General features: G+C 73.7%; 23 protein-coding genes. 10 read left to right on the top strand and 13 right to left on the bottom strand.

Annotated elements, in window-relative coordinates:
• Positions 1–128 precede the first annotated feature (128 nt).
• The 7 genes from cysC to BKE41_RS10710 form a co-directional block, all read right to left on the bottom strand.
• Positions 129–797, bottom strand: a complete 669-nt coding sequence (cysC, locus tag BKE41_RS10735; RefSeq protein ID WP_024830308.1) for an adenylyl-sulfate kinase — start codon at positions 795–797, stop codon at positions 129–131.
• 83 nt (positions 798–880) lie between these two features.
• Positions 881–2,002 carry a hypothetical protein gene (locus BKE41_RS10730; protein WP_070999352.1) on the bottom strand — a complete coding sequence of 374 codons (1,122 nt, stop codon included), beginning with the start codon at positions 2,000–2,002 and terminating at the stop codon, positions 881–883.
• A gap of 548 nt (positions 2,003–2,550) precedes the next feature.
• Positions 2,551–3,255, bottom strand: a complete 705-nt coding sequence (gene metW / locus BKE41_RS10725) for a methionine biosynthesis protein MetW (RefSeq protein WP_058606767.1) — start codon at positions 3,253–3,255, stop codon at positions 2,551–2,553.
• Positions 3,256–3,284: 29 nt separating this feature from the next.
• Entirely contained in the window at positions 3,285–4,490 is a 1,206-nt protein-coding gene (locus BKE41_RS10720) for a homoserine O-acetyltransferase (RefSeq protein ID WP_020095220.1), read from the bottom strand.
• Positions 4,491–4,661: 171 nt separating this feature from the next.
• On the bottom strand, positions 4,662–4,841 hold the full coding sequence (locus BKE41_RS10715) for a hypothetical protein (protein WP_012318859.1): 180 nt from the start codon (positions 4,839–4,841) through the stop codon (positions 4,662–4,664).
• 96 nt (positions 4,842–4,937) lie between these two features.
• On the bottom strand, positions 4,938–5,105 hold the full coding sequence (locus BKE41_RS31610; protein ID WP_020095222.1) for a hypothetical protein: 168 nt from the start codon (positions 5,103–5,105) through the stop codon (positions 4,938–4,940).
• A gap of 171 nt (positions 5,106–5,276) precedes the next feature.
• Positions 5,277–5,573 carry a hypothetical protein gene (locus tag BKE41_RS10710; RefSeq protein WP_024830311.1) on the bottom strand — a complete coding sequence of 99 codons (297 nt, stop codon included), beginning with the start codon at positions 5,571–5,573 and terminating at the stop codon, positions 5,277–5,279.
• Between the two features lie 192 nt (positions 5,574–5,765).
• Here BKE41_RS10710 and BKE41_RS10705 point away from each other — a divergent pair, with 192 nt between their 5' ends.
• Both BKE41_RS10705 and BKE41_RS10700 read left to right on the top strand, forming a co-directional pair.
• On the top strand, positions 5,766–6,881 hold the full coding sequence (locus BKE41_RS10705; protein ID WP_029359391.1) for a histidinol-phosphate transaminase: 1,116 nt from the start codon (positions 5,766–5,768) through the stop codon (positions 6,879–6,881).
• Positions 6,874–7,815, top strand: a complete 942-nt coding sequence (locus tag BKE41_RS10700; protein ID WP_012318855.1) for a prephenate/arogenate dehydrogenase family protein — start codon at positions 6,874–6,876, stop codon at positions 7,813–7,815. Before BKE41_RS10705 ends, BKE41_RS10700 begins: the two co-directional genes overlap by 8 nt.
• Positions 7,816–7,828: 13 nt before the next feature.
• Here the strand turns inward: BKE41_RS10700 and msrA are convergent, their stop codons facing one another.
• The gene (gene msrA / locus BKE41_RS10695) at positions 7,829–8,569 is read right to left on the bottom strand and encodes a peptide-methionine (S)-S-oxide reductase MsrA (RefSeq protein WP_012318854.1); all 741 of its coding nucleotides are present in this window, start codon (positions 8,567–8,569) and stop codon (positions 7,829–7,831) included.
• 161 nt (positions 8,570–8,730) lie between these two features.
• Here msrA and trpB point away from each other — a divergent pair, with 161 nt between their 5' ends.
• Positions 8,731–9,972 carry a tryptophan synthase subunit beta gene (gene trpB / locus BKE41_RS10690; protein ID WP_012318853.1) on the top strand — a complete coding sequence of 414 codons (1,242 nt, stop codon included), beginning with the start codon at positions 8,731–8,733 and terminating at the stop codon, positions 9,970–9,972.
• 63 nt (positions 9,973–10,035) lie between these two features.
• Here the strand turns inward: trpB and BKE41_RS10685 are convergent, their stop codons facing one another.
• From BKE41_RS10685 to BKE41_RS32595, 3 genes are all read right to left on the bottom strand, one after another.
• Positions 10,036–10,431, bottom strand: a complete 396-nt coding sequence (locus BKE41_RS10685; RefSeq protein WP_012318852.1) for a type II toxin-antitoxin system VapC family toxin — start codon at positions 10,429–10,431, stop codon at positions 10,036–10,038.
• A gap of 11 nt (positions 10,432–10,442) precedes the next feature.
• Positions 10,443–10,685 carry a type II toxin-antitoxin system VapB family antitoxin gene (locus BKE41_RS10680; RefSeq protein ID WP_012318851.1) on the bottom strand — a complete coding sequence of 81 codons (243 nt, stop codon included), beginning with the start codon at positions 10,683–10,685 and terminating at the stop codon, positions 10,443–10,445.
• Positions 10,686–10,800: 115 nt separating this feature from the next.
• Complete coding sequence (locus BKE41_RS32595; protein WP_051252308.1) at positions 10,801–11,112, bottom strand: helix-hairpin-helix domain-containing protein; 312 nt, start codon at positions 11,110–11,112, stop codon at positions 10,801–10,803.
• 380 nt (positions 11,113–11,492) lie between these two features.
• Between BKE41_RS32595 and BKE41_RS10670 the strand changes: the two genes are divergently transcribed.
• Both BKE41_RS10670 and BKE41_RS10665 read left to right on the top strand, forming a co-directional pair.
• Complete coding sequence (locus BKE41_RS10670) at positions 11,493–13,409, top strand: ABC transporter ATP-binding protein (RefSeq protein WP_083374341.1); 1,917 nt, start codon at positions 11,493–11,495, stop codon at positions 13,407–13,409.
• Between the two features lie 118 nt (positions 13,410–13,527).
• Positions 13,528–14,427, top strand: coding sequence for a cell envelope integrity EipB family protein (locus BKE41_RS10665; RefSeq protein ID WP_024830314.1), 900 nt, complete (start codon positions 13,528–13,530; stop codon positions 14,425–14,427).
• A 9-nt stretch (positions 14,428–14,436) separates the two neighbouring features.
• Here the strand turns inward: BKE41_RS10665 and BKE41_RS10660 are convergent, their stop codons facing one another.
• Positions 14,437–14,673 carry a DUF3572 domain-containing protein gene (locus BKE41_RS10660; RefSeq protein WP_234741816.1) on the bottom strand — a complete coding sequence of 79 codons (237 nt, stop codon included), beginning with the start codon at positions 14,671–14,673 and terminating at the stop codon, positions 14,437–14,439.
• 140 nt (positions 14,674–14,813) lie between these two features.
• Here BKE41_RS10660 and BKE41_RS10655 point away from each other — a divergent pair, with 140 nt between their 5' ends.
• The 5 genes from BKE41_RS10655 (at position 14,814) to BKE41_RS10635 (ending at position 19,938) form a co-directional block, all read left to right on the top strand.
• Positions 14,814–15,185, top strand: coding sequence for a response regulator (locus BKE41_RS10655; protein WP_012318846.1), 372 nt, complete (start codon positions 14,814–14,816; stop codon positions 15,183–15,185).
• Between the two features lie 170 nt (positions 15,186–15,355).
• The gene (locus BKE41_RS10650; RefSeq protein WP_070999345.1) at positions 15,356–16,729 is read left to right on the top strand and encodes a PleD family two-component system response regulator; all 1,374 of its coding nucleotides are present in this window, start codon (positions 15,356–15,358) and stop codon (positions 16,727–16,729) included.
• Positions 16,730–16,861: 132 nt separating this feature from the next.
• The gene (locus BKE41_RS10645) at positions 16,862–18,082 is read left to right on the top strand and encodes a DUF2252 family protein (protein ID WP_029359389.1); all 1,221 of its coding nucleotides are present in this window, start codon (positions 16,862–16,864) and stop codon (positions 18,080–18,082) included.
• Positions 18,083–18,247: 165 nt separating this feature from the next.
• Positions 18,248–19,210 carry an acetyl-CoA carboxylase carboxyltransferase subunit alpha gene (locus BKE41_RS10640; RefSeq protein ID WP_029359388.1) on the top strand — a complete coding sequence of 321 codons (963 nt, stop codon included), beginning with the start codon at positions 18,248–18,250 and terminating at the stop codon, positions 19,208–19,210.
• Positions 19,207–19,938 carry a DUF1796 family putative cysteine peptidase gene (locus BKE41_RS10635; RefSeq protein WP_024830317.1) on the top strand — a complete coding sequence of 244 codons (732 nt, stop codon included), beginning with the start codon at positions 19,207–19,209 and terminating at the stop codon, positions 19,936–19,938. The genes BKE41_RS10640 and BKE41_RS10635 overlap by 4 nt, the downstream gene beginning before the upstream one ends.
• Before the next feature lie 72 nt (positions 19,939–20,010).
• Here the strand turns inward: BKE41_RS10635 and BKE41_RS10630 are convergent, their stop codons facing one another.
• The gene (locus BKE41_RS10630; RefSeq protein WP_070999340.1) at positions 20,011–20,262 is read right to left on the bottom strand and encodes a DUF1640 domain-containing protein; all 252 of its coding nucleotides are present in this window, start codon (positions 20,260–20,262) and stop codon (positions 20,011–20,013) included.
• Positions 20,263–20,505 lie beyond the last annotated feature (243 nt).

The raw sequence follows: 20,505 nt of genomic DNA, 5'->3' as shown, positions 1-20,505 counted from the left end.
GACCGGATGCTTCAGGACGGAGCACGCCGTCGACGCGCATGAACGGTGCGCCTATTCCGGACAGACCTGATCCTTCACCCTGTCCCTCTCCCGAACGGGAGAGGGGACCCGCGTCCAGTCCCGGATCGTCAGCGCGGCCGCGACCCGTCCGCAGCTCCCGCGGCCGCCCGGCTCAGCCGCATCAGCCGCGCGCTCAGGGCGCGGGCGCAAGGCCCGGTGCCGCGGCCCTCGGTGGCGATCGTCAGATCGGGCCGCTCCGGCGCCTCGTAGGGCGCCGAGATGCCGGTGAAGCCCGGGATGCGGCCGGCGCGGGCCAGACGGTAGAGGCCCTTCGGGTCCCGGGCCTCGCACAGGCCCAGCGGCGTGTCGACGAACACCTCCAGGAACGGGATGTCGCCGGCGATCCGGCGGGCGAGCGCCCGGTCGGCCCGGTAGGGCGAGATCAGCGAGACGATCACCACCGTCCCCGCCTCGGCCATCAGCCGGGCCACCTCGGCGGTGCGCCGGACGTTCTCGGCGCGGTCCTCCGGCGAGAAGGCGAGGTCGGCGTTCAGCCCGTGGCGCAGGTTGTCGCCATCGAGGACCGCGCTGTGCCGGCCGCCCGCGACCAGGGTCCGGTCGGCCTCCGCCGCGAGCGTCGACTTGCCGGCACCCGACAGGCCGGTCAGCCACGCGATCACCGGCACCTGGCCGAGGCGCGCCCAGCGCGCCTCGCGGGCCTGGAGGGGGTGCCAGGTCACGGGACCCGGAGGGAGACCCGTCGAGACCGTCTGCGGGATCGTCCGCGGGACGCACATATCCACCGCCTGGGGCTCCACCACCTGGGGCAGCGTCCGCGAAGGCGGCCGCCGGTTCTCGGACATCGACACGGGCGCGGCCCCTAGGGCACGCGCCAGACCGGGTAGCCGAGGGCCTCGCCGAGGCGCTCCCGGCACTCCTCCAGGACGTGGGCCGTCCGCCGCCGCCACGCGGGCGGGGACCGGAAGGCGGCCCGCGCCGCCGCCGCCCGCACCAGCGCCTCGACCGCGGCCTCCGTCTCCGGCGCGACCGGCCCGGCGGCGAGCTCGTTCGGCGGCGCGGCGGGCGCGGGCGCGATGACCGCGTCCCAGCTCTGCCCCCAGCAGGCGGCGGCGAAGCGCGCGTTCCCGGCCGCGTAGCGCGCCGCGACGCGGGCCAGCCCCTCCGGCGCGTCGCCGCGGAACCGCTCCGCGTCGAGCCCCCGCGCCCAGGCCCAGTCGTCGAGGATATGGCCGAGCAGGCGGCGATGCCCGGTCACCTGCCGATGCACGCCGAGCCGGTACAGGCGGCGCGACGCCTCGACCGCGACCGGCCCGGAACTCCGGTTCGTGCGGTAGGCGAGGTCGGCCGGGCCGAGGAGCGGCGCGAGGCGCTCGCCCAGGCCCAGCCCGTCGACCAGCCGCGCCAGCAGCGGCGCGTCGGACCGTCGGTCGCGGTAGGGCAGGGCGGTGACGCGCCCCGCGGCGGCGCGGCGCCAGGGCTCGAGCCGTTCCGCGTAGTCGTAGCGCCGGGACCCGCCCTCGGAGCGCAGGAAGCCGCGGAACGTGCGGCCCTCGGCGACGACCTGGGCCCGCAGGGCGTAGGCCGAGGCCAGCTGCTCGGCCTGCGGCTTGACCACCAGCGCCGCCTCCAGGGCGAAGCCCCGGCGCGCGAAGAGATCTGCCAGAATCTCGGGCACGCGCCAGAGCGGGCGCTGGACGGAGAAGTCCTCGTAGGAGAGCAGGACCGTGTCGGCCGGCGTGGCGGCGAGGATCGCGTCGAGGCGCGCGAGGGCCTCGCGGCGCTCCGCGGCGCCGCGGCGCCGGTCCAGCGCCTGGCCGAGCCGGTAGTGATTGACGTCGTCGCTCCCGGGCGCGCCCGGCGGGGCGAGGTTCGGGTAGCAGATCCCGGCCGAGGCGAGGCGGGGGCGCAGGCGGGCCAGCACCTCCTGGAAGGCGGTGGAGCCGGTTCGCGGCATCCCGATGTGAACGATCGCGCGGCGCACGTGTCCTGTCGACCCTGCTGGAATTCGCGGTTGCGGCAAGTCTTCCGCGCAGCCGGACACAGTCCACGACCCCTCGTGGACGCGCACGTCTCGGGAAAACGCCGAACGAATCCGTAATCACGGTCCGATCACGGGAACGCGATCGGAAATAGCCAAGCTCCGTTTCTGGTCTATTTCAGGCTGCTGTCGGCAGCGCCGGGCCGGGGCGCGGCGGGTGCCGGGGAGAGACAGCGCCGTGCGGCGACCCTCGAGCGCCGGACACCAGCGGCGCGATGCTGGGGCCGCTTCCGATCGTGTTGCAACGGTTGGGAAGGACGAAGACCCCGGTCGAGACATCCGCGCCATGCCCCCTCTCCCGCACGGGAGAGGGTTGGGGTGAGGGACAAGACGCTTCGAGGTCGAGCGAGCCATCACGGCGCGACGGGGGTGTGCCTCGTCCGGACAGAGCTGATCCCTCACCCTGTCCCTCTCCCGCACGGGAGAGGGGCCCCGCGCCTCGTCCGGCACGGGCTCGACGCGCCACCGCCTCGCCTTGATCGGGAGCGGCGCTAGGGCCCGGGATCCTCGCGCCGGAGCAGGAACACGCCCTGCGCGCCGAACAGGTTCCAGACCCACCAGGGCATGGAGAACCGCATCGGCCGGCCGCGGGCGTCCAGCGCCGTGGCGTGCTCGATCCGGGCGCCGATCAGGCGGCACAGGCCGACGAAGTCGCGGATCGTGCAGTGGTGGATGTTGGGCGTCTCCCACCACGCGTCCGGCATGATCTCGGTGACCGGCATCCGGCCGCGGAAGGCCAGCTCGGAGCGCACGCGCCAGTGCCCGAAATTCGGGAACGAGATGATCACCTGCCGGCCGATGCGCAGCAGGTGCTCCAGCACCACCCGGGGATTGCGGGTCGCCTGGATGGTCTGGGACAGGACCACCACGTCGAAGGCGCCGTCCGGGTAATTGGCGAGGTCGGTGTCGGCGTCGCCCTGGATCACCGACAGGCCCCGGGCGAGGCAGGCGTTCACGCCCTCCCGGGACAGCTCGATCCCGCGCCCGTCGATGCCGCGGCGGTCGCGCAGCAGCGCCAGCAGCGAGCCGTCGCCGCAGCCGATGTCGAGGACCCGGGCGCCGGCCGGGACGAGGCCGAGCACGACGAGGTGGTCGACGCGGGCGCCGCCGCCCTCGGCCGCGTGGGGGAGGGCGTCCGCGCTCTCCCAGGGGGCGCCGTGCCGGATCCTGCCCAGGGGCAGCTTGCCGAAGGTCATCTTGCCGGACCCGCCGCTCGCCATCCGCGTCACAGCCCGCGCGCCCGGGCGGCGGCGTCGATGAAGCCGCGGGCCGCGGAGAACATCGCCGGCTCGTCGAGCAGGAACGCGTCGTGGCCCTTGTCGCTCTCGACCTCCACGAAGGCCACCGGCGCCGCGGCGGCGTTCAGCGCGTGGACGATCGCCCGCGAATCGCGGGTCGGGAACAGCCAGTCCGAGGTGAACGAGATCACGCAGAAGCGGGTCTTGGTGCCCCGGAAGGCGTTGGCGAGCACGCCGCCGTGGTCCTCGGCGAGGTCGAAATAATCCATCGCCCGGGTCAGGTAGAGGTAGGCGTTGGCGTCGAACCGCTCGACGAAGCTCAGGCCCTGGTGGCGCAGGTAGCTCTCGATCTGGAAATCGGCGTTGAACGAGAAGGTCGGCGCCGTGCCGCCCTGGAAGCGCCGGCCGAACTTCCGGTGGAGCGCCGGCTCGGACAGGTAGGTGATGTGCGCGCCCATCCGGGCGACGCCGAGCCCCTTGGCGGGGCGCGTGCCCGCCTCGAGGTAGCGCCCGTCAGCCCAGGCGGGGTCGGCCATGATCGCCTGGCGGCCGACCTCGTGGAAGGCGATGTTCTGCGCCGAGTGGCGGGCGCCGGTGGCGATCGGCATCGCGGCGAAGACGCGCTCGGGATAGAGCGCCGCCCATTGCAGCACCTGCATCCCGCCCATCGAGCCGCCGATGCACAGGAACAGGTCCCGGATGCCGAGATGCTCCAGCAGCATCGCCTGGGCCCGGACCATGTCGCGGATCGTCACCAGCGGGAAGTTCAGCCCGTAGGGCCGCCCCGTCGCCGGGTCGATCGAGGCCGGGCCGGTGGAGCCCATGCACGAGCCGATGACGTTCGAGCAGACGACGAAGTAGCGGTCCGTGTCGATCGGCTTGCCGGGGCCGACCAGCGTCTCCCACCAGCCGGGCTTGCCGGTCACCGGATGGGTGTGGGCGAAGTACTGGTCGCCGGTGAGGGCGTGGCAGATGAGGACCGCGTTCGAGCGCGCGGCGTTGAGGGTGCCGGCGGTCTGGTAGGCGATCTGGAACGGCGCGAGCTCGACGCCCGCGTCGGTGAGCAGCGGCGTGTCGGCGGCGAAGCGCGCCACCGGGCTCCTCGGGTCGAGCGCCTGCGAGCGCTCGGACGCGCGCCGCGCCGGCTCGTCGATCGGGTCCGGCCTCAGGGCCGTGTCCGTTTGGGTGTCCATGGCGGGTCTTGACGACCGTGTATCGGTTCGGATCCGAACCGGGAGAGCACGGAATCGCCTGACGCGCCGCACTCGCCCGACGCGGCCAGCCCCGCCGAGGTAATGCGCGGGGCGCCGAGCGTCAACGCGGGCCGGCCGGCGGCCCCTGCCGGGCGAGGCCGGCGCGACCGCTCACGCGATCGGCGCGGCCATCACGGCGAGCCCCAGGGCGGGCAGGCCGAGCGCGAGGGCCGCCCGGACATCGAGCCGGTCGGCGCGGACGCCCGCCCGCCAGTGCCGGCTCGCCGCGCTCTCGATCAGGATGCCGGTGAGCACGAGACCGCAGCCGATCAGGGCCTGCATCGAAACCATGGAAACCTCGCCCAGCCAGCCGCAGATCCTGGCGCCGCACGGCCCGGCACGCACCGGGTCGACGCTGGGAAATTCCGTCCGGTGGCCGACGGTTCCTCAGCGCATGGCGGCCGCGCAGGCCGCGAAGACCAGGGCGGCGCCGGCGGCCGTGATGCAGCCGTTGGCCCAGGGCGCCGCCTCGGCACGGCGCAGGCGGCAATCCGCGGCGACCGACACGAGGATCCCGATCAGGAAGAGGCTGCAGGGGATCAGGTCACCGGGCATCGTCGATCCATCCAGGGGCATGCGGGGCGGGGCACGCCCGACGCGCCCCTGTTCTCCCGGTTCAACAGGCCGAAACGTGGCGAGTGCCCCGCGGCATTTGCGCGTCGCCGATTTGCCGCGGCGCCCCGGATGGATCGAACCGGCGGGAGCGCGTCGATCAGAGCTCGGCGATCAGAGCTTGGCCGAGGCGGGCCGCGTGTCGAAATCCTCCGGGCCCAGATCGAGGAGGTCGTTCGGGGTCTCGGTTCGGTCGTAGGCCTGGCTCGCCGCGGCCTCGATCACCGCCTGATTGCGGGCGAACAGCTCCAGGGGGGCGAGGTCGGCGCCGCCGCCGAACTGCTGGCGCAGCACCGGAACCGGGACCTCGACCGCGATCACCCGCTGGCCGTTGGTCATGGCGAAGCGGATCAGCGAGTCGTCGGCGGGGAGGATGTGGGCGCCGCCGTCCAGGTAGCGTTCGAGGGGCATGCGGGAGATCCTTCGCGTTGGGCGCCTGTCGGCGGAGCGCCGGCATACAGCCACGACTCCGTGGGGCCGGACAAGTCGCCACGGCGGGATCGGGCCGGCGCCGGAGGAGGCGGGCCCGGGTTCACCGGAAGAGGAAATGCTGTAGACGGGCGCGGAACCGATCGAACCCCGCGCATCCCGAGTCGCACTGCAATGTCCGCCCCCCGACCCGCCCGTCCGGAACCGCGTCCCGGCGTCCTGGCGATCGACACCTACGTGCCCGGCAAGAGCGGGCGGCCCGGCGGCGGCAAGGTCTACAAGCTGTCCTCCAACGAGACGCCCCTCGGCCCGAGCCCGGCGGCGCTCGCGGCGCTCCACGCGGCGACCGCCAAGCTCGAGACCTACCCGGACGGGCGCGCCACCGCCTTGCGCACCGCCATCGCCCGGCGCTACGGGCTCGATCCCGAGCGGATCGTCTGCGGCGCCGGCTCGGACGAGCTCCTGTCGCTGCTGGCCTACGCGTATTGCGGGCCGGGCGCCGAGGGCATCTACTCCGAGCACGGATTCCTGGTCTACCGGATCGCCATCCTGGCCTCGGGCGGCGAGGCGGTGGTCGCGCCCGAGCGCGACCTGACCGTCGACGTCGACGCGATCCTGGCCCGGGTCACGGACCGGACCCGGATCGTCTACGTCACGAACCCCAACAACCCGACCGGCACCTACCTGCCCTTCGACGAGATCCGCCGCCTCCACGCCGGCCTGCCGCCGCACGTGCTGCTGGTGATCGACGGCGCCTACGCCGAGTACGTCCGGGCCAACGACTACTCGGCCGGGCTCGAGCTGGCGCTCGAGGCCGAGAACGTCGTGATGACCCGCACCTTCTCGAAGATCCACGGCCTCGCCGCCGTCCGGATCGGCTGGATGGTCGCGCCGTCCCACGTGGCGGACGCGGTCAACCGGATCCGGGGGCCGTTCAACGTCTCGGGCCCGGCGATCGCCGCGGGCTCGGCGGCGATCGCCGACGAGGCGCACATGGCGGCGGCCGCCGCCCACAATTCCGAGTGGCTGCCGAAGCTCACCGCGGGCGCCCGCGCCCTCGGCCTGGAGGTCACGCCGAGCGTCGCGAACTTCCTGCTGATCCACTTCCCCGACGCGCCGGGCCGCTCGGCGGAGGACGCGGACGCGTTCCTGACCGAGCGCGGCCTCATCACCCGGCGGGTCACCGCCTACGGCCTGCCCAACGCCCTGCGGGTGACGGTGGCGGGCGCCGAGGCGAACGAAGCCTTCCTGGCGGCGCTCGGCGACTTCGTGCGGGGCCACCATGGCTGAGACATCCGAGGGCGTCCCCGCGATCGACCGCCTCGCCATCGTCGGCCTCGGGCTGATCGGCTCCTCGATCGCCCGGGCGGCGCGGCGCTACGGCCTCGCCCGCACCATCGTGGCGGTGGACCGGGACGAGGCCGTGCGCGCCCGGGTGCGCGACCTCGGCATCGCCGACGTCGTCACGGGCGACCCGGCGGAGGGGGCCGCCGGCACCGACCTCGCGATCCTGTGCGTGCCGGTGGGCGCCATCGGGGCGGCGGCGGCCGAGATGGCGCCTTACCTCAAGCCCGGCGCGATCGTGTCGGATGTCGGTTCGGTGAAGGGTGCCGTGGTGGCGGCGGTCCGGCCGCACCTGCCCGACGGCGTCGCGCTGGTCCCCGGCCACCCGATCGCCGGCACCGAGTTCTCGGGCCCGGACGCGGGCTTCGCGACCCTGTTCCAGGGCCGCTGGTGCATCCTGACCCCGCCCGAGGGCACCGACCCGGCCGCGATCGAGACCGTCCGCGCCCTGTGGGCGGGGATGGGCGCCGACGTCGAGACGATGAGCGCCGAGCACCACGACCACGTGCTCGCCATCACCAGCCACCTGCCGCACCTGATCGCCTACAACATCGTGGGCACCGCGGCCGACCTCGAATCGGCGACGCAGTCCGAGGTGATCAAGTTCTCGGCGAGCGGGTTCCGCGACTTCACCCGCATCGCGGCGTCGGACCCGACCATGTGGCGGGACATCTTCCTCAACAACCGCGACGCGGTGCTGGAGATGCTCGGCCGGTTCAACGAGGACCTGTCGGCGCTCGCCAAGGCGGTGCGCTGGGGCGACGGCGACGCGCTCCACGCGATGTTCACCCGCACCCGGGCGATCCGGCGCAGCATCGTGGCGCAGGGCCAGGAGACCGCGGCCCCGGATTTCGGCCGGCCGCGGCCGCCGGAGGAGTAGGGACCGCCGGCGCTCACGCCGGCGGGCGGTTGACCAGCACCGGCTGCGCCGCCGCCCGCTCCGGGAACAGGTGCTTCAGGGCTTCGAGCTTCGGCGCGTCGTTGGCGGCGATGTACGGGTGCCCCGGATGCAGGACCATGAAGTCCTGGTGGTACCCTTCCGCCGGGTAGAAGGCCGCCCCCGGCTCGATCCGGGTGGCGACCGGCCGCCCGTAGGTCTTCGCCCCGTCGAGCTGGGCGATGTAGGCCCGCGCCACCCGCGCCTGGTCGGCATCCTGCGGGAACAGCGCCGAGCGGTACTGGCGCCCGGCATCGGGCCCCTGGCGATCCACCTGGGTCGGGTCCAGCGCCACCGAGAAGAAGATCCGCAGGAGCTCGTCGTAGCGGATCGCGGCCGGGTCGTAGGTGACCGACACGGCCTCGGCGTGGCCGGTCCCGCCGCCGCTCACGGTGCGGTAATCGGCCTCCGCACGGGTGCCGCCGGCGTAGCCCGACACCGCGCTCGTCACCCCGCGCACGTGCTGGAACACCCCCTGCACGCCCCAGAAGCAGCCGCCCGCGAAGACGGCCACGCGCGGCCCCGGCGGCTCGGCGGAGCGGGTCGCGGCCTCCGGCAGGCGCCGGGGCGCCTCCTCGGCGAAGGCCGGCAGACGCGGGAGCAGGACGGCCCCCGCGAGGCCGAGCCCGAGGGCGGCCCCGAGGAGCGGGCGGGCGAGGGGACGGGAAAGGGGGCGTACCGTGTCGCGAAGTGCCATGCTGACCTCCTTCGGCCTCCGTGCCGGCCTCCTGGCGGAGGCTGACAGCCCGTTCGTCCCGGCACCCGTTCCGGTTACGCGCGCGGCAGGCCGCATTGCGGTGGCGGCCGCATGGGTCTAGGCACCCCGCAAATCATCGCTTCGCCCGCAGGATCCGTCCCGTGACCATCGCGCCCGAGCCCAACTCCTTCCGCACCGGCCCCGACGAGCGCGGCCGCTTCGGCATCTTCGGCGGCCGCTTCGTCGCCGAGACGCTGATGCCGCTGATCCTCGAGCTCGAGGCGGCCTACGAGACGGCCAAGAAGGATCCGGCCTTCCAGGCCGAGATGGAGAGCTACGGCACGCACTATATCGGCCGGCCGAGCCCGCTCTACTACGCCGAGCGCCTGACCGAGCACCTGCGCGCCAAGGCGCCGGCGGGGCAGGGCGCCAAGGTCTATTTCAAGCGCGAGGAGCTGAACCATACCGGCTCCCACAAGGTGAACAACGTGCTGGGCCAGATCCTGCTGGCCCGCCGCATGGGCAAGCCGCGGATCATCGCCGAGACCGGCGCCGGCCAGCACGGCGTCGCCACCGCGACGCTCTGCGCGCGCTTCGGCCTCAAGTGCGTCGTCTACATGGGCGCGGTCGACGTCGCCCGGCAGGCGCCCAACGTCTTCCGCATGAAGATGCTCGGCGCCGAGGTGGTCCCGGTGGAATCCGGCACCAAGACCCTCAAGGACGCCATGAACGAGGCGCTGCGCGACTGGGTCACCAACGTCGCCGACACGTTCTACTGCATCGGCACGGTGGCGGGCCCGCACCCGTACCCGGCGATGGTGCGCGACTTCCAGTCGGTGATCGGCCGCGAGACCCGCGAGCAGATGATCGCGCAGGAGGGCCGGATCCCGGACTCCCTCGTCGCCTGCATCGGCGGCGGCTCGAACGCCATGGGCCTGTTCCACCCGTTCCTCGACGACCGCGAGGTCGAGATCTTCGGCGTCGAGGCCGCGGGCCACGGCGTCCAGTCGGGCCTGCACGCGGCCTCGCTGACCGGCGGCAAGCCGGGCGTGCTGCACGGCAACCGCACCTACCTGCTGATGGACGGGGACGGCCAGATCGCCGACGCCCACTCGATCTCGGCCGGCCTCGACTACCCGGGCATCGGCCCCGAGCACGCGTGGCTGCACGAGATGGGCCGGGTCACCTACCTGTCGGCGACCGATTCCGAGACGCTGGAGGCGTTCAAGCTCTGCTCGATGCTGGAGGGGATCATCCCCGCCCTGGAGCCGGCCCACGCCCTGTCCAAGGTCCTGGAGCTCGCGCCCCAGCGCCCGGCCGAGCACCTCATGGTGATGAACATGTCGGGCCGCGGCGACAAGGACATCCCGCAGGTGGCCGAGATCTTCGGCACGAAGATCTGAGGACGCGCGGCGGCGGTCCTCCGCCCGCCGCGCCCCGCCTGCCCCGCGCGCGCACCGTCGGCCTCAGGCGGTCTCGATGTCCGTGAGCGGGAAGTCGTTGCCCTTGTAGAGCAGCGGGACGCCGTGGGCGCGGGCACAGGCGTAGGCGAAGCAGTCGCCGAAGTTCAGGCCGGCCGGGTGCCGGCCCTTGCCGAAGCGGTCGTAGGCGTCCAGCGCACCCGCTTCGGCCTCCGGCGGGACGGCCAGGATCTCGATGCCGGCGAGGTCGAGATAGGCGTGCACCGCCTCGCGGGCGGCCGGGACCGGGAGATCGAGGTGGCGCGCCACGGCCACGCCGGTTTCCCAGACTGCCAGGGGCGACGTCACGCGGCGCAGCGCCCGCTGAAGCCGGGCCGCCAGGGCCGCCGCATCCGTTTCGTCGGTGAGGATCGCCGTGAGGGCCGACGCATCCACGAACATCGGGTCCCGCCTCAGGTGCGCTCGTACAGACCGTCGATGAACGCCGCGTCGGCGGGCTTCCGGTCCGGACCGGCGCGCTCGTGCAGGGCACGGACGAAGTCGGCCGTCCGCGCGACGAGATCGGGCCGGTTCGTCTGGCGGGCGATCTCGTTCTGAAGCGCGCGGCGCACCGCGTCGGTCTTGCTCGTGCCCAGCAGCGCCATGAGCTGGGTCGCGAGCGCGTCGACCTGCGGATCCTTGACGTAGAGCGGCATGCGCGGACCCCTGGGATATCCCGCACAGCGCTAATTTATATCCTCGGACGCCGCAAGACGGAGCGGGCCGGAGCGGGTCGCGGGGCCGCGGCCTCACCGAACGCTCACCGCACAGTCACCGCACAGTCACCTGATCCTTGATCTTCTCGTAGACTGACCGGCTGAGCACGCGCTTCGACAGCAGCTGCTCCACCGACGTGTAGGGCCGCTTGGCGACGATCGCCCGGCCGATGGCGCCGCCGCCGCGCAGGCGGTTGAGATCCGCCACCGAGGCGGTGTTGAGATCGAGGATGGCCAGGGCCCGGGGACCGGCGCTGTCCTCCGCCCGGTCGACCTCGTCCTGACCGGCCGGCTCCTGCGCCGACGGCCCGGGCTGCGCCTCCCGCGGGGGCGGCTCGGCGGGGAAGGCCGTCGCGTCGGAGGGCATCTGCGTCGGCGCCGGGGCGCCGCCGGACGGGGCGGGGGCGGGCTGGACCGCCGCGGGCGGCGCGGGCGATGCAGCCGGCGGGGGCGGAGCCGCCGGAGCCGGCTCGACGCGCCGCACCGTCGCCGAGGGCTGGGGGGCCGCCGGTGTTTCCGGAGCGGACGCGGGCAGAGTCGCCGGTCCGGGTGCGGGGCTCGGCAGCAGGGCCTGCACCACCGCCGCGAGGATGCCGGCAATGATGAGGAGAACCGAAACTCTGAGAATTGCAGGACCGCTGAGCACGCACCACTCGACGAGGATTAAAACTATATGCATCTACAGTTAATGCTGTCCTTGCGCCTCGTCCAATCCACGTCCGAAACCCGGCCGGTCATCCCCAGGGGATGAGCGGGCCCGCGCCGCGGCCGGGGGCGGGCCCGCGCCAGCGCCTCCGCGAGCGACTCGCTGGGCGCCTCGGTGGGCGCCTGGGCGAGCGCCTGGGCGAGCGCGTCGGCGCCCTGCGCTACCTGCCGACCCTGTTCCGGGAGATCGCCGCCGCGAGCCCGCGCCTGCTGGCGGCGAGCCTGTCGCTGCGCCTCGTGGCGGCCTGCCTGCCGGTCCTGACCCTCTACCTCGCCAAGCTGATCCTCGACGGGATCGTGGCCGAGCACGCCCGGCCGGCGCCGGAGGCGGGGCTCGCGGCGTGGTTCGCCGATCCCGGCCGGGCGCGGCTCGCCGGCCTCGTCGCCGCCGAGCTCGGCCTCGCCCTGCTCTCGGACCTGACCGGCCGGCTCACGAGCCTCGTCGAGACCCTGATCGGCGACCTCTACGCCAACGCGGCCTCCCTGCGGCTGATGGCGCACGCCGCCGAGCTCGACCTCGCGCAGTTCGAGGACAGCGCCCAGCAGGACCGGCTGGAGCGGGCGCGCCGGCAGGTCAGCGGCCGCACCGGCCTCATCGGCACGGTGTTCGGCCAGCTGCAGGGCCTCCTGACCCTCGCGACCCTGGCGGTCGGGGTCGCGGCCTTCACGCCCTGGCTCGTCGTGCTGATCGCCGCCGCCCTGGTCCCGGCGGTGCTCAACGAGTGGCACTTCACCAAGGCCGGCTACCGCCTCGCCTGGATCCGCAGCCCGGAGCGGCGGCGGATCGACTACCTGCGCTACCTCGGCGCCAGCGTCGAGACCGCCAAGGAGATCAAGCTCTTCGGCCTCGCGGGCTACCTCACCGGGCTCTACGCCGCGGTGGCGGGGCGGCTGCTGGCCGAGAACCGCAACCTCGCGGTCGCCCGGGCCGGCTGGGGCTTCGCCTTCGCGAGCCTCGGGACGCTCGCCTACTACGCCGCCTACGCGGTGATCGTCTGGCGGACGGTGGCGGGCGCCTTCTCGGTGGGCGACCTCGCCTTCCTGGCCGGCGCCTTCCAGCGGCTGCGCGGCGGCCTGGAGGGGCTGCTCCTCGGGCTGACCCAGATCACCGGGCAGGCGCAGTACCTCGAGGATTTCTATGCCTTCTTCGCGATCCGGCCGCAGATCCGCTCGCCCGCCCGGCCCGTGCCGGTCCCGCGCCCGATCCGGGAGGGGCTGGTCTTCGAGGGGGTCGGCTACCGCTATCCCGGCACGCAGACTTTCGCGCTGCGCCACCTCTCCTTCGCGGTCCGCGCCGGGGAGACGGTGGCGCTGGTCGGCGGCAACGGCGCCGGCAAGACCACGATCGTCAAGCTGATGACCCGGCTGTACGACCCGCACGAGGGCCGCGTGCTCCTCGACGGCGTGCCGCTCGCCGCCTACGACCTCGACGAGTTGCGGGCGCGGATCGGGGCGATCTTCCAGGACTTCGTCCGCTTCGACCTCACCGCCGGGGAGAACGTCGCGGTCGGCCGGATCGAGGCCGCCGACGACGCGGGCCGCATCGCGGCCGCGGCGGCCCGGGGGCTCGCGGCCCCGGTGATCGAGCGCCTGCCCGCGGGCTACGCCCAGCCGCTGGGCAAGCGCTTCGCCGGCGGCCTCGACCTCTCCGGGGGCGAGTGGCAGAAGGTCGCGCTGTCCCGGGCCTACATGCGCGAGGCCGAGATCCTGATCCTGGACGAGCCGACCGCCGCCCTCGACGCCCGGGCCGAGCACGACGTCTTCGCGCGGTTCCGGGAATTGTCGGCCGGGCGGACGGCGGTGCTGATCTCGCACCGCTTCTCCACCGTGCGCATGGCCGACCGCATCCTCGTCCTGGAGGGCGGCCGGGTGCTGGAGGAGGGCAGCCACGCCGCCCTCATGGCCCGCGGCGGCCGCTACGCCGAGCTGTTCACCCTCCAGGCAGAGGGCTACCGGTAGGCGGGCCGCGGCCGCCCGGCGCCGCCGCGTCCCGCAGGCGCGAGGTCCCGCGACGCGGCCCAAGCATTGCCCGATTCCGTCAGCCTGCTATCTGCGGCGGACCGAACCGGGGTTGTCCATGCGCCTGCGCCTCTCCCACCTGCTGACGGCCGGCCTTCTCGTCTGCGCCGGGCCCGCCCGCGCGGCCCCGCCGGCCGGGCCCGAGCCGGAGGCCAAGCCGCCGGCGCCCGAGATCGTGCTCGCCAACCACCGCGCGGTCTACGACCTGTCGCTCGCCGAGGGCGGCGGCACCCGCTCGGTGGAGAGCGCCCGCGGGCGCATCGTCATCGATTTCCGGGGCGACGCCTGCCGCGGCTACACGATGCAGACCCGCCAGGTGACGGAGCTGTCCTCCGGCGAGACCGGCGCGCGCCTGTCCGACATGCGCAGCACCACCTTCGAGGGCGGGCAGGGGCGCGAGTTCCGGTTCAAGACGACGACGCTCACCAACAACAAGCCCGCCGCCCCCGTGGACGGGACCGCCTCCGAGCAGGGCGACGCCCTGACGGTGAGGCTGAAGGGCGGCCCGAAGCCGTTCACCGTGGAGGGGCCGGTCCTGTTCCCGAGCGAGCACATGCGCCGCCTGATCGAGGCGGCGCGGGCCGGCCAGTCGACCCTCGCGGTCAAGGTCTTCGACGGCTCGGACGACGGCCGGAAGGTCTACGACACCTTCGCGGTGATCGGCCACGCCGCGACCGGCCCGGCCCCGGCCGCCGACTCGACCCGCGACAAGCCCCTGCGCGAGGGCTCGCTGGCCGCCATGCCGCACTGGCCGGTCCGCCTCAGCTACTACACCGAGGGCGCCGGGGAGCGCACGCCGATCTACACCCTCGGCTTCGACCTGTACGAGAACGGCGTCAGCGGCGCGCTCAAGCTCGATTACGGCGACTTCGCCATCCTGGGCGACATGACCGCCCTCGACATCGACGCCAAGGCCGGGCGGGCCGACAGGGAGGCGGGGAAGGGCTGCACGCCCTGAGGGCCCGCCTCACGCCCACTCGTCGTCCGGCCGCGGCGACAGCCTCTGCCAGGCCGCGGCGATCCGCTCCGGCTTGATGCCGAGGCCGTTCGCGCAGGCGACGAGCACGTTCTCGTCACCCATCACGTGGTCGAGCACGCCCACCAGGAAGGCGGGCTCCCGGGCGCTCGCGCGGAGCGTGTCGGGGCTCAGGCCGCTCGCCGCCAGGAAGGGCAGGAGACGGTCGTCGTCCCCAGCGATCCACAACAGAACGTCCAGGGCGAGCCGTTCGGCCGACTCATCCCCTTGAAGAGGTTTGCCATTCATCAACATGTGAACGCTACAAAGGTGACGGAGGGGCTTCACGGCCCGCTAATCATGATCGGCGCGCACCGGGACAACGGATCATGAAGAAGACGGTGCTGATCGTCGAGGACAACGAGTTGAACATGAAGCTGTTCAACGATCTCCTGGAGGCGAACGGCTACGCGACGCTCAAGACCGCCCACGGCATCGAGGCGATCGAGCTGGCGCGCGCCCACCACCCCGACCTGATCCTCATGGACATCCAGCTCCCCGAGGTCTCCGGCCTCGAGGTGACGAAATGGCTCAAGGAGGACGACGACCTCAAGGGCATCCCGGTGATCGCCATCACGGCCTTCGCCATGAAGGGCGACGAGGAGCGGATCCGCGAGGGCGGCTGCGAGGCCTACCTGTCGAAGCCGATCTCGGTCGCGAAGTTTTTGGCAACGGTTCGGGCCTATCTTGAACCGCGTTGACGCCGGCGAGGCGTGCCGTTGAACCGGCCCCCCGGCCGCGCCGGGCCGGGGGGCCGGTTCAACCGTCCGTCCCGTCGTGTCCGCCCCGGCCCCGGCGGCCGACCGGCGGCGCGCACCCACGGCACACGGCGCCCGGTCCGGGCCGCTCACCCGCGCCCTGACGAGGAAGCATGTCGGCCCGTGTCCTGATCGTCGACGATCTGTTCCCGAACGTCAGGCTTCTGGAGACGAAGCTCGGCCTGGAATATTTCGACACGCTCGCGGCCATGAACGGCCGGGACGCGATCGCGATCTGCGAGAAGGGCCTCTGCGACCTCGTCCTGCTCGACGTGATGATGCCCGGCATGGACGGGTTCGAGGTCTGCCGGCACCTCAAGAACAACCCGCTCACGGCCCATATCCCGGTGGTGATGGTCACGGCCCTCGACCAGCCCGCGGACCGCCTGCGCGGCCTCGATGCCGGGGCCGACGACTTCCTGACCAAGCCGGTGGACGACACCGCCCTGTTCACGCGGGTGCGCAGCCTGGTGCGGCTCAAGGCCGTGACGGACGAGCTGCGCCAGCGCGCGCTCGCCTCCCGCGAGTTCGGCATCGGCGATCCCCTGGCGCTCGCCACCGCCGAGACCGGCCTCGACGCCCGGATCCTGCTGATCGAGGACCGTCCCGGATCGGCCGAGCGCCTCGCCGGGGCCCTGCGCCAGCACCACGTCGTCACGGTCGAGCCCGACCCGCAGGAGGCCCTGCGCCGCGCCGCCGAGGAGACCTTCGACCTCGCCCTGGTGAGCCTCGACCTCACCGGCTTCGACGGCCTGCGCCTGTGCAGCCAGCTCCGGTCCCTCGACCGGACCCGGGCGATGCCGCTGATCATGCTCGCCGAGGAGTACGACCGCGCCCGGGTGGTCCGCGGCCTCGATTTCGGCGTGCACGACTTCCTGATGCGGCCGGTCGACCGCAACGAGCTGATGGCCCGGGTCCGCACGCAGGTGAAGCGCAAGCGCTTCACCGACGCGCTCCGCGGGGCGATGCAGGCCTCCCTGCAGATGGCCGTGACCGATGCGCTCACCGGCCTGCACAACCGGCGCTACCTCGACAACCACCTCGGCACGCTGTTCGGCGACGAGGCCGCCCGCCGGGCGAACCTCGCCGCGCTGATCCTCGACATCGACCACTTCAAGGGGATCAACGACAGCTTCGGCCACGAGGCCGGCGACGAGGTGCTGCGCGGCTTCGCCGAGCGCGTCCGCCAGCACACGCGGCCCATCGACATCGTGGCGCGCTACGGCGGCGAGGAGGTGGTGGTGATCCTGCCGGAGGCGGGCCTCGTCGAGGCGCAGGGCATCGCCGAGCGCATCCGCGAGCGCGTCGAGGCGATGCCGTTCACCGTGCAGCGGGCGAGCCGGACCGTGTCGGTGACGGTCTCGATCGGCGTCGCCGTGCGCCGCGGCGACGATCTCGGCCCCGCCGACATGCTCCGCCGGGCCGACCTCGCCCTCTACCGGGCCAAGGCGGCCGGGCGGAACCGGGTCGAGTCGCAGGCGGCCTGACCGGCGGCCTGACAGGCGCCCCCCCGCGTCAATCCGCGCGCCCGCGCGCGCGGATGAAAAGGCCGGCCTCGCCGTGTTATCGGATTCGGCCGGCCCGGCGAGGCCGGCGGAGCGGCGCGCGGGACCGAATCCATGGACATGCAGGTACCGGCACGATCCGGCCGCGACGCGAGCGTGCTGAACCACCGCCGCCTGTGCAAGATCGCCTCCTCGCCGCACGCCTACGTCCGCGGCAGCACGGCGCGGTTCTACGAGCTGCTCGCCGGGATGCCGGCCGGCACCCTGCCCGAGGGGCCGCCGGTCTGGATCTGCGGCGACGCGCATCTCGGCAATCTCGGCGCGCTCGCCGGCCCGGACGGCGGGATCGACATCCAGATCCGCGACCTCGACCAGACCGTCGTGGCGAACCCGGCCTTCGACCTCGTCCGGCTCGCGCTCTCCCTGGTCACCGCGGCGCTCAACGCGACCCTGCCGGGCATCGTCACCGCCCGGATGATGGACGCGATGGCGGACGGCTACGCCGACGGGATCGCCGATCCCGAGGGGGCCGAGCGGGGCGTCGACCCGTCCGAGATCGTCGTCACGACGAAGCGGCGGGCGCTCGGCCGGCGCTGGCGCCACCTCTCGCGCGAGCGGCTGAAGGGCAAGGCCGCCCGGCTCCCGCGGGGCAGCCGGTTCTTCGACCTCGACCCCGACGAGCAGGCGTCGCTGACGGCGCTGGTCCGCGACCCGGAGATCCGCCGCCTCGTCCTGGCGCTCGGCAGCGCGGCCGACGGCGCCGAGATCCGGCTGCTCGACGCCGCCTACTGGATCAAGGGCTGCAGCTCCCTCGGGCGCCTGCGCTACGCCGCCCTGGTGGAGGTCCTGGGCGGCGACCGCCCGCAGCTCGCCCTCCTCGACGTCAAGGAGGCCGTGCCGCACCTCGCGCCGGCCGCCGCCGGGATCGCGGTGCCGCCCGACCACGCCGAACGCGTCGTCGCGGGCGCGCGGGCGCTGTCGCCCAACCTCGGAGACCGGATGGTCGCCGGCCATGTGGGCGACCGCGCCGGCGGCACGCCCGTCACGGTCCGCGAGCTGCTGCCGCAGGATCTCAAGATCGACGCCGAGCAGTTCTCCCGCGGCGAGGCGGTCCGGGTCTCCCGGCACCTCGCCGCCATCCTGGGCCGGGCCCACGGCCGCCAGATGGGCGCGGCCGACCGCCGGACCTGGATCGACGCCGTGCGGGCGCCGGGGCCGGGCCCCGACGCCCCCGGCTGGCTCTGGTCGGTGGTCACCGACCTGATGGGCGCGCACCAGCGCGGCTACCTGGAGCATTGCCGCCGGATCGCCCGCGAGGCGCGGGACGCGGCCTGACGCCCGATCGCCGCCCGACACCGCCCGACGCCGCCCGACACGGCGTGCCTCGACCCCGGCGCGGGGCGCATCCGCCACAACGCCGGTTGACACCATCCCCGCCATCGCCAACACCTCGCGCCCGCCGCCTCTCGCGCGGCGGACCCCGGGAAGACCTGTGATACGATGGCGGTGACGCGCACCTACCTCGACTTCGAGAAGCCGGTGGCCGAGCTGGAGGCCAAGCTCGAGGAGCTGCGCGCCGTGAGCGCGCGCGACGGCGCGGTCTCGATCGCCGAGGAGGTCGGCCGGCTCGAGGCCAAGGCCGGCCAGGCGCTCGCCGAGATCTACGCGAATCTCACGCCCTGGCAGAAGACCCAGGTGGCCCGCCACCCGCAGCGGCCGCACTTCGTGGACTATTGCGACGGGCTCATCACCGAGTTCACCCCGCTGGCCGGCGACCGCAGCTTCGGCGAGGACGAGGCGATCCTGGGCGGGTTCGGCCGGTTCCGCGGCCGGCCGGTCCTGGTGCTCGGCCAGGAGAAGGGCGCCACCACCGAGGCGCGGCTGCGCCACAATTTCGGGATGGCCCGGCCCGAGGGCTACCGCAAGGCGGTCCGGCTCATGGAGACCGCCGACCGGTTCGGCTTAGCCGTCATCGCCTTCGTGGACACCGCCGGCGCCTATCCGGGCATCGAGGCGGAGGAGCGCGGCCAGGCCGAGGCCATCGCCCGCTCGACCGAGGCCTGCCTCGCGCTGGGCGTGCCGAACGTCGCCGTGGTGATCGGGGAGGGCGGCTCGGGCGGCGCCATCGCGCTCGCCACCGCCAACCGGGTGCTCATGCTGGAGCACGCGATCTACGGGGTGATCTCGCCGGAGGGCGCCGCCTCGATCCTGTGGCGCGACCAGGGCCGCGCCTCCGACGCCGCCACCGCCATGAAGATCACCGCCCAGGACCTGCTGCGGCTCGGCGTCATCGACGGGATCATCCCGGAGGCCACCGGCGGGGCGCACCGCGACCGCGAGGCGGCGATCCGGGCCGCGGGCGACGCCGTCGCCGACGCCCTCGCCCAGTTCGACGGCCTCTCGCCCGCCGAGGTCCGCGACCGGCGCGCGGAGAAGTTCCTGGCGATCGGCCGGACCCTGTGAGCGAGCCCGGGGCGACGGGGGGCCTGTTCGGCGCGCTCGGCCGGCTGCTGGGCCGGCGCGACGCGCGGGAGCCGGGCCGGCACAACCACGTCTCCCTCGGCTGCAATTGCCAGATGGCGCACGTCCTCAAGACGCTCGACCTGCGCCAGTGGTCGGGGCCCCTCGACTGGATCTTCTCCATGCCCGGCATGGCCCGGGACTGTCTCGCCGACGACTTCGCCGCGCTCGTCGACCGGGGCCAGCTGGAGAGCATCCCGGAGGCCGAGCGGCGCGGCCCCGGCATCTGGCGCGGGCGCCACCGCCTCTACCGGGAGCGGCACGGCCTCGAGTGCGTGTTCAACCACCACGACCCGGCGACGAGCGAGGCGGACTACGCCTTCCTGACCGAGGGCGTGCGCCGGCTGCGCCGGGCCCTCGACACGCCGGGCACCGACAACCGGCTCTGGATGATGACCCATCTCCACACGCCCCGGGACGTGGTCGAGGCGATCGACGACCTGCTCGGGCAGCGCGCCAGCCGCAACCACCTGACCTTCGTGCAGCTCGAGACCGGGCACCCGCGCATGGCGGTGGTCGAGGCGGTCGACCTCCGGCCCACCCTGCGCTGGCTCACCGTGCACACGCCCTCGGAGCCGGTCGGCCTGCGGCTGGCCGACCCGGCCGACGACGCGGCGCTGGTGGCGATCATCCGCGCCGAGGCGGCGCGGCGGCCGGCGCTGTTCGCCTGAGCGGCCGCCCGGGAGCGACGTTGCGGGGGCAACGTGGCCGGGGCGACGGCCGGTCGGCGCCCGGGGCGGCCGTCAATGGGCGGCGCGCGACAGGGCAACGATCGCGCCGACGATGACGATCGTCTGGACGCCGATCGAGCCGATCACCCATTTCATGATGTCGACCGTCGCTTCGGCCAGATCGGTCTCGGTGACGCGGTTCGTCAGATCGGAATCCCGACTCTCGCGGATCGCCGCGGCGATCGCCTCGGCCTGATCCTCGGACAGGCCGGTCGCCCGCAGGCGACGGACGAGGGCGTGCGTGTCGAGCGAGAGGGCCGTCATGGGCGACGTTCGCGTGTTCGAGCCGTCCGGGTCGATCGGCCGAATCCGGATGGCAGCCTCCGCGACCGTGGCGCCCTCATCCCGCCGGGGCAAGCAGCTCGAAGTCGGGCGCCCGGCGCGGTCACGCGCGTCCGCTCCGCAGGGAGTCCACCGGTACGCGCACCGGGCCGGCAGGACGGACCGGGGGCCGGACCGCGGGCCGGACCGCGCACGCGCACCGCCTGTCTCGCCGCGCGGCCCTGC

Source organism: Methylobacterium sp. C1 (genome assembly GCF_001854385.1).
GTDB classification, from domain to species: Bacteria; Pseudomonadota; Alphaproteobacteria; order Rhizobiales; family Beijerinckiaceae; genus Methylobacterium; species Methylobacterium radiotolerans.
Note: the sequence above shows the minus strand (reverse complement) of the source record. Positions and strands in the feature narration are given on the sequence as shown.

Bases quoted from the DNA above. Each gene is read 5' to 3' on its own strand.
- cysC (WP_024830308.1), bottom strand. From the start codon at position 797: ATGTGCGTCCCGCGGACGATCCCGCAGACGGTCTCGACGGGTCTCCCT.
- metW (WP_058606767.1), bottom strand. From the start codon at position 3,255: ATGACCTTCGGCAAGCTGCCCCTGGGCAGGATCCGGCACGGCGCCCCC.
- BKE41_RS10720 (WP_020095220.1), bottom strand. From the start codon at position 4,490: ATGGACACCCAAACGGACACGGCCCTGAGGCCGGACCCGATCGACGAG.
- BKE41_RS10715 (WP_012318859.1), bottom strand. From the start codon at position 4,841: ATGGTTTCGATGCAGGCCCTGATCGGCTGCGGTCTCGTGCTCACCGGC.
- BKE41_RS31610 (WP_020095222.1), bottom strand. From the start codon at position 5,105: ATGCCCGGTGACCTGATCCCCTGCAGCCTCTTCCTGATCGGGATCCTC.
- BKE41_RS10710 (WP_024830311.1), bottom strand. From the start codon at position 5,573: ATGCCCCTCGAACGCTACCTGGACGGCGGCGCCCACATCCTCCCCGCC.
- BKE41_RS10705 (WP_029359391.1), top strand. From the start codon at position 5,766: ATGTCCGCCCCCCGACCCGCCCGTCCGGAACCGCGTCCCGGCGTCCTG.
- BKE41_RS10700 (WP_012318855.1), top strand. From the start codon at position 6,874: ATGGCTGAGACATCCGAGGGCGTCCCCGCGATCGACCGCCTCGCCATC.
- msrA (WP_012318854.1), bottom strand. From the start codon at position 8,569: ATGGCACTTCGCGACACGGTACGCCCCCTTTCCCGTCCCCTCGCCCGC.
- BKE41_RS10685 (WP_012318852.1), bottom strand. From the start codon at position 10,431: ATGTTCGTGGATGCGTCGGCCCTCACGGCGATCCTCACCGACGAAACG.
- BKE41_RS10680 (WP_012318851.1), bottom strand. From the start codon at position 10,685: ATGCCGCTCTACGTCAAGGATCCGCAGGTCGACGCGCTCGCGACCCAG.
- BKE41_RS32595 (WP_051252308.1), bottom strand. From the start codon at position 11,112: ATGCCCTCCGACGCGACGGCCTTCCCCGCCGAGCCGCCCCCGCGGGAG.
- BKE41_RS10670 (WP_083374341.1), top strand. From the start codon at position 11,493: ATGAGCGGGCCCGCGCCGCGGCCGGGGGCGGGCCCGCGCCAGCGCCTC.
- BKE41_RS10665 (WP_024830314.1), top strand. From the start codon at position 13,528: ATGCGCCTGCGCCTCTCCCACCTGCTGACGGCCGGCCTTCTCGTCTGC.
- BKE41_RS10655 (WP_012318846.1), top strand. From the start codon at position 14,814: ATGAAGAAGACGGTGCTGATCGTCGAGGACAACGAGTTGAACATGAAG.
- BKE41_RS10650 (WP_070999345.1), top strand. From the start codon at position 15,356: ATGTCGGCCCGTGTCCTGATCGTCGACGATCTGTTCCCGAACGTCAGG.
- BKE41_RS10645 (WP_029359389.1), top strand. From the start codon at position 16,862: ATGGACATGCAGGTACCGGCACGATCCGGCCGCGACGCGAGCGTGCTG.
- BKE41_RS10640 (WP_029359388.1), top strand. From the start codon at position 18,248: ATGGCGGTGACGCGCACCTACCTCGACTTCGAGAAGCCGGTGGCCGAG.
- BKE41_RS10630 (WP_070999340.1), bottom strand. From the start codon at position 20,262: ATGACGGCCCTCTCGCTCGACACGCACGCCCTCGTCCGTCGCCTGCGG.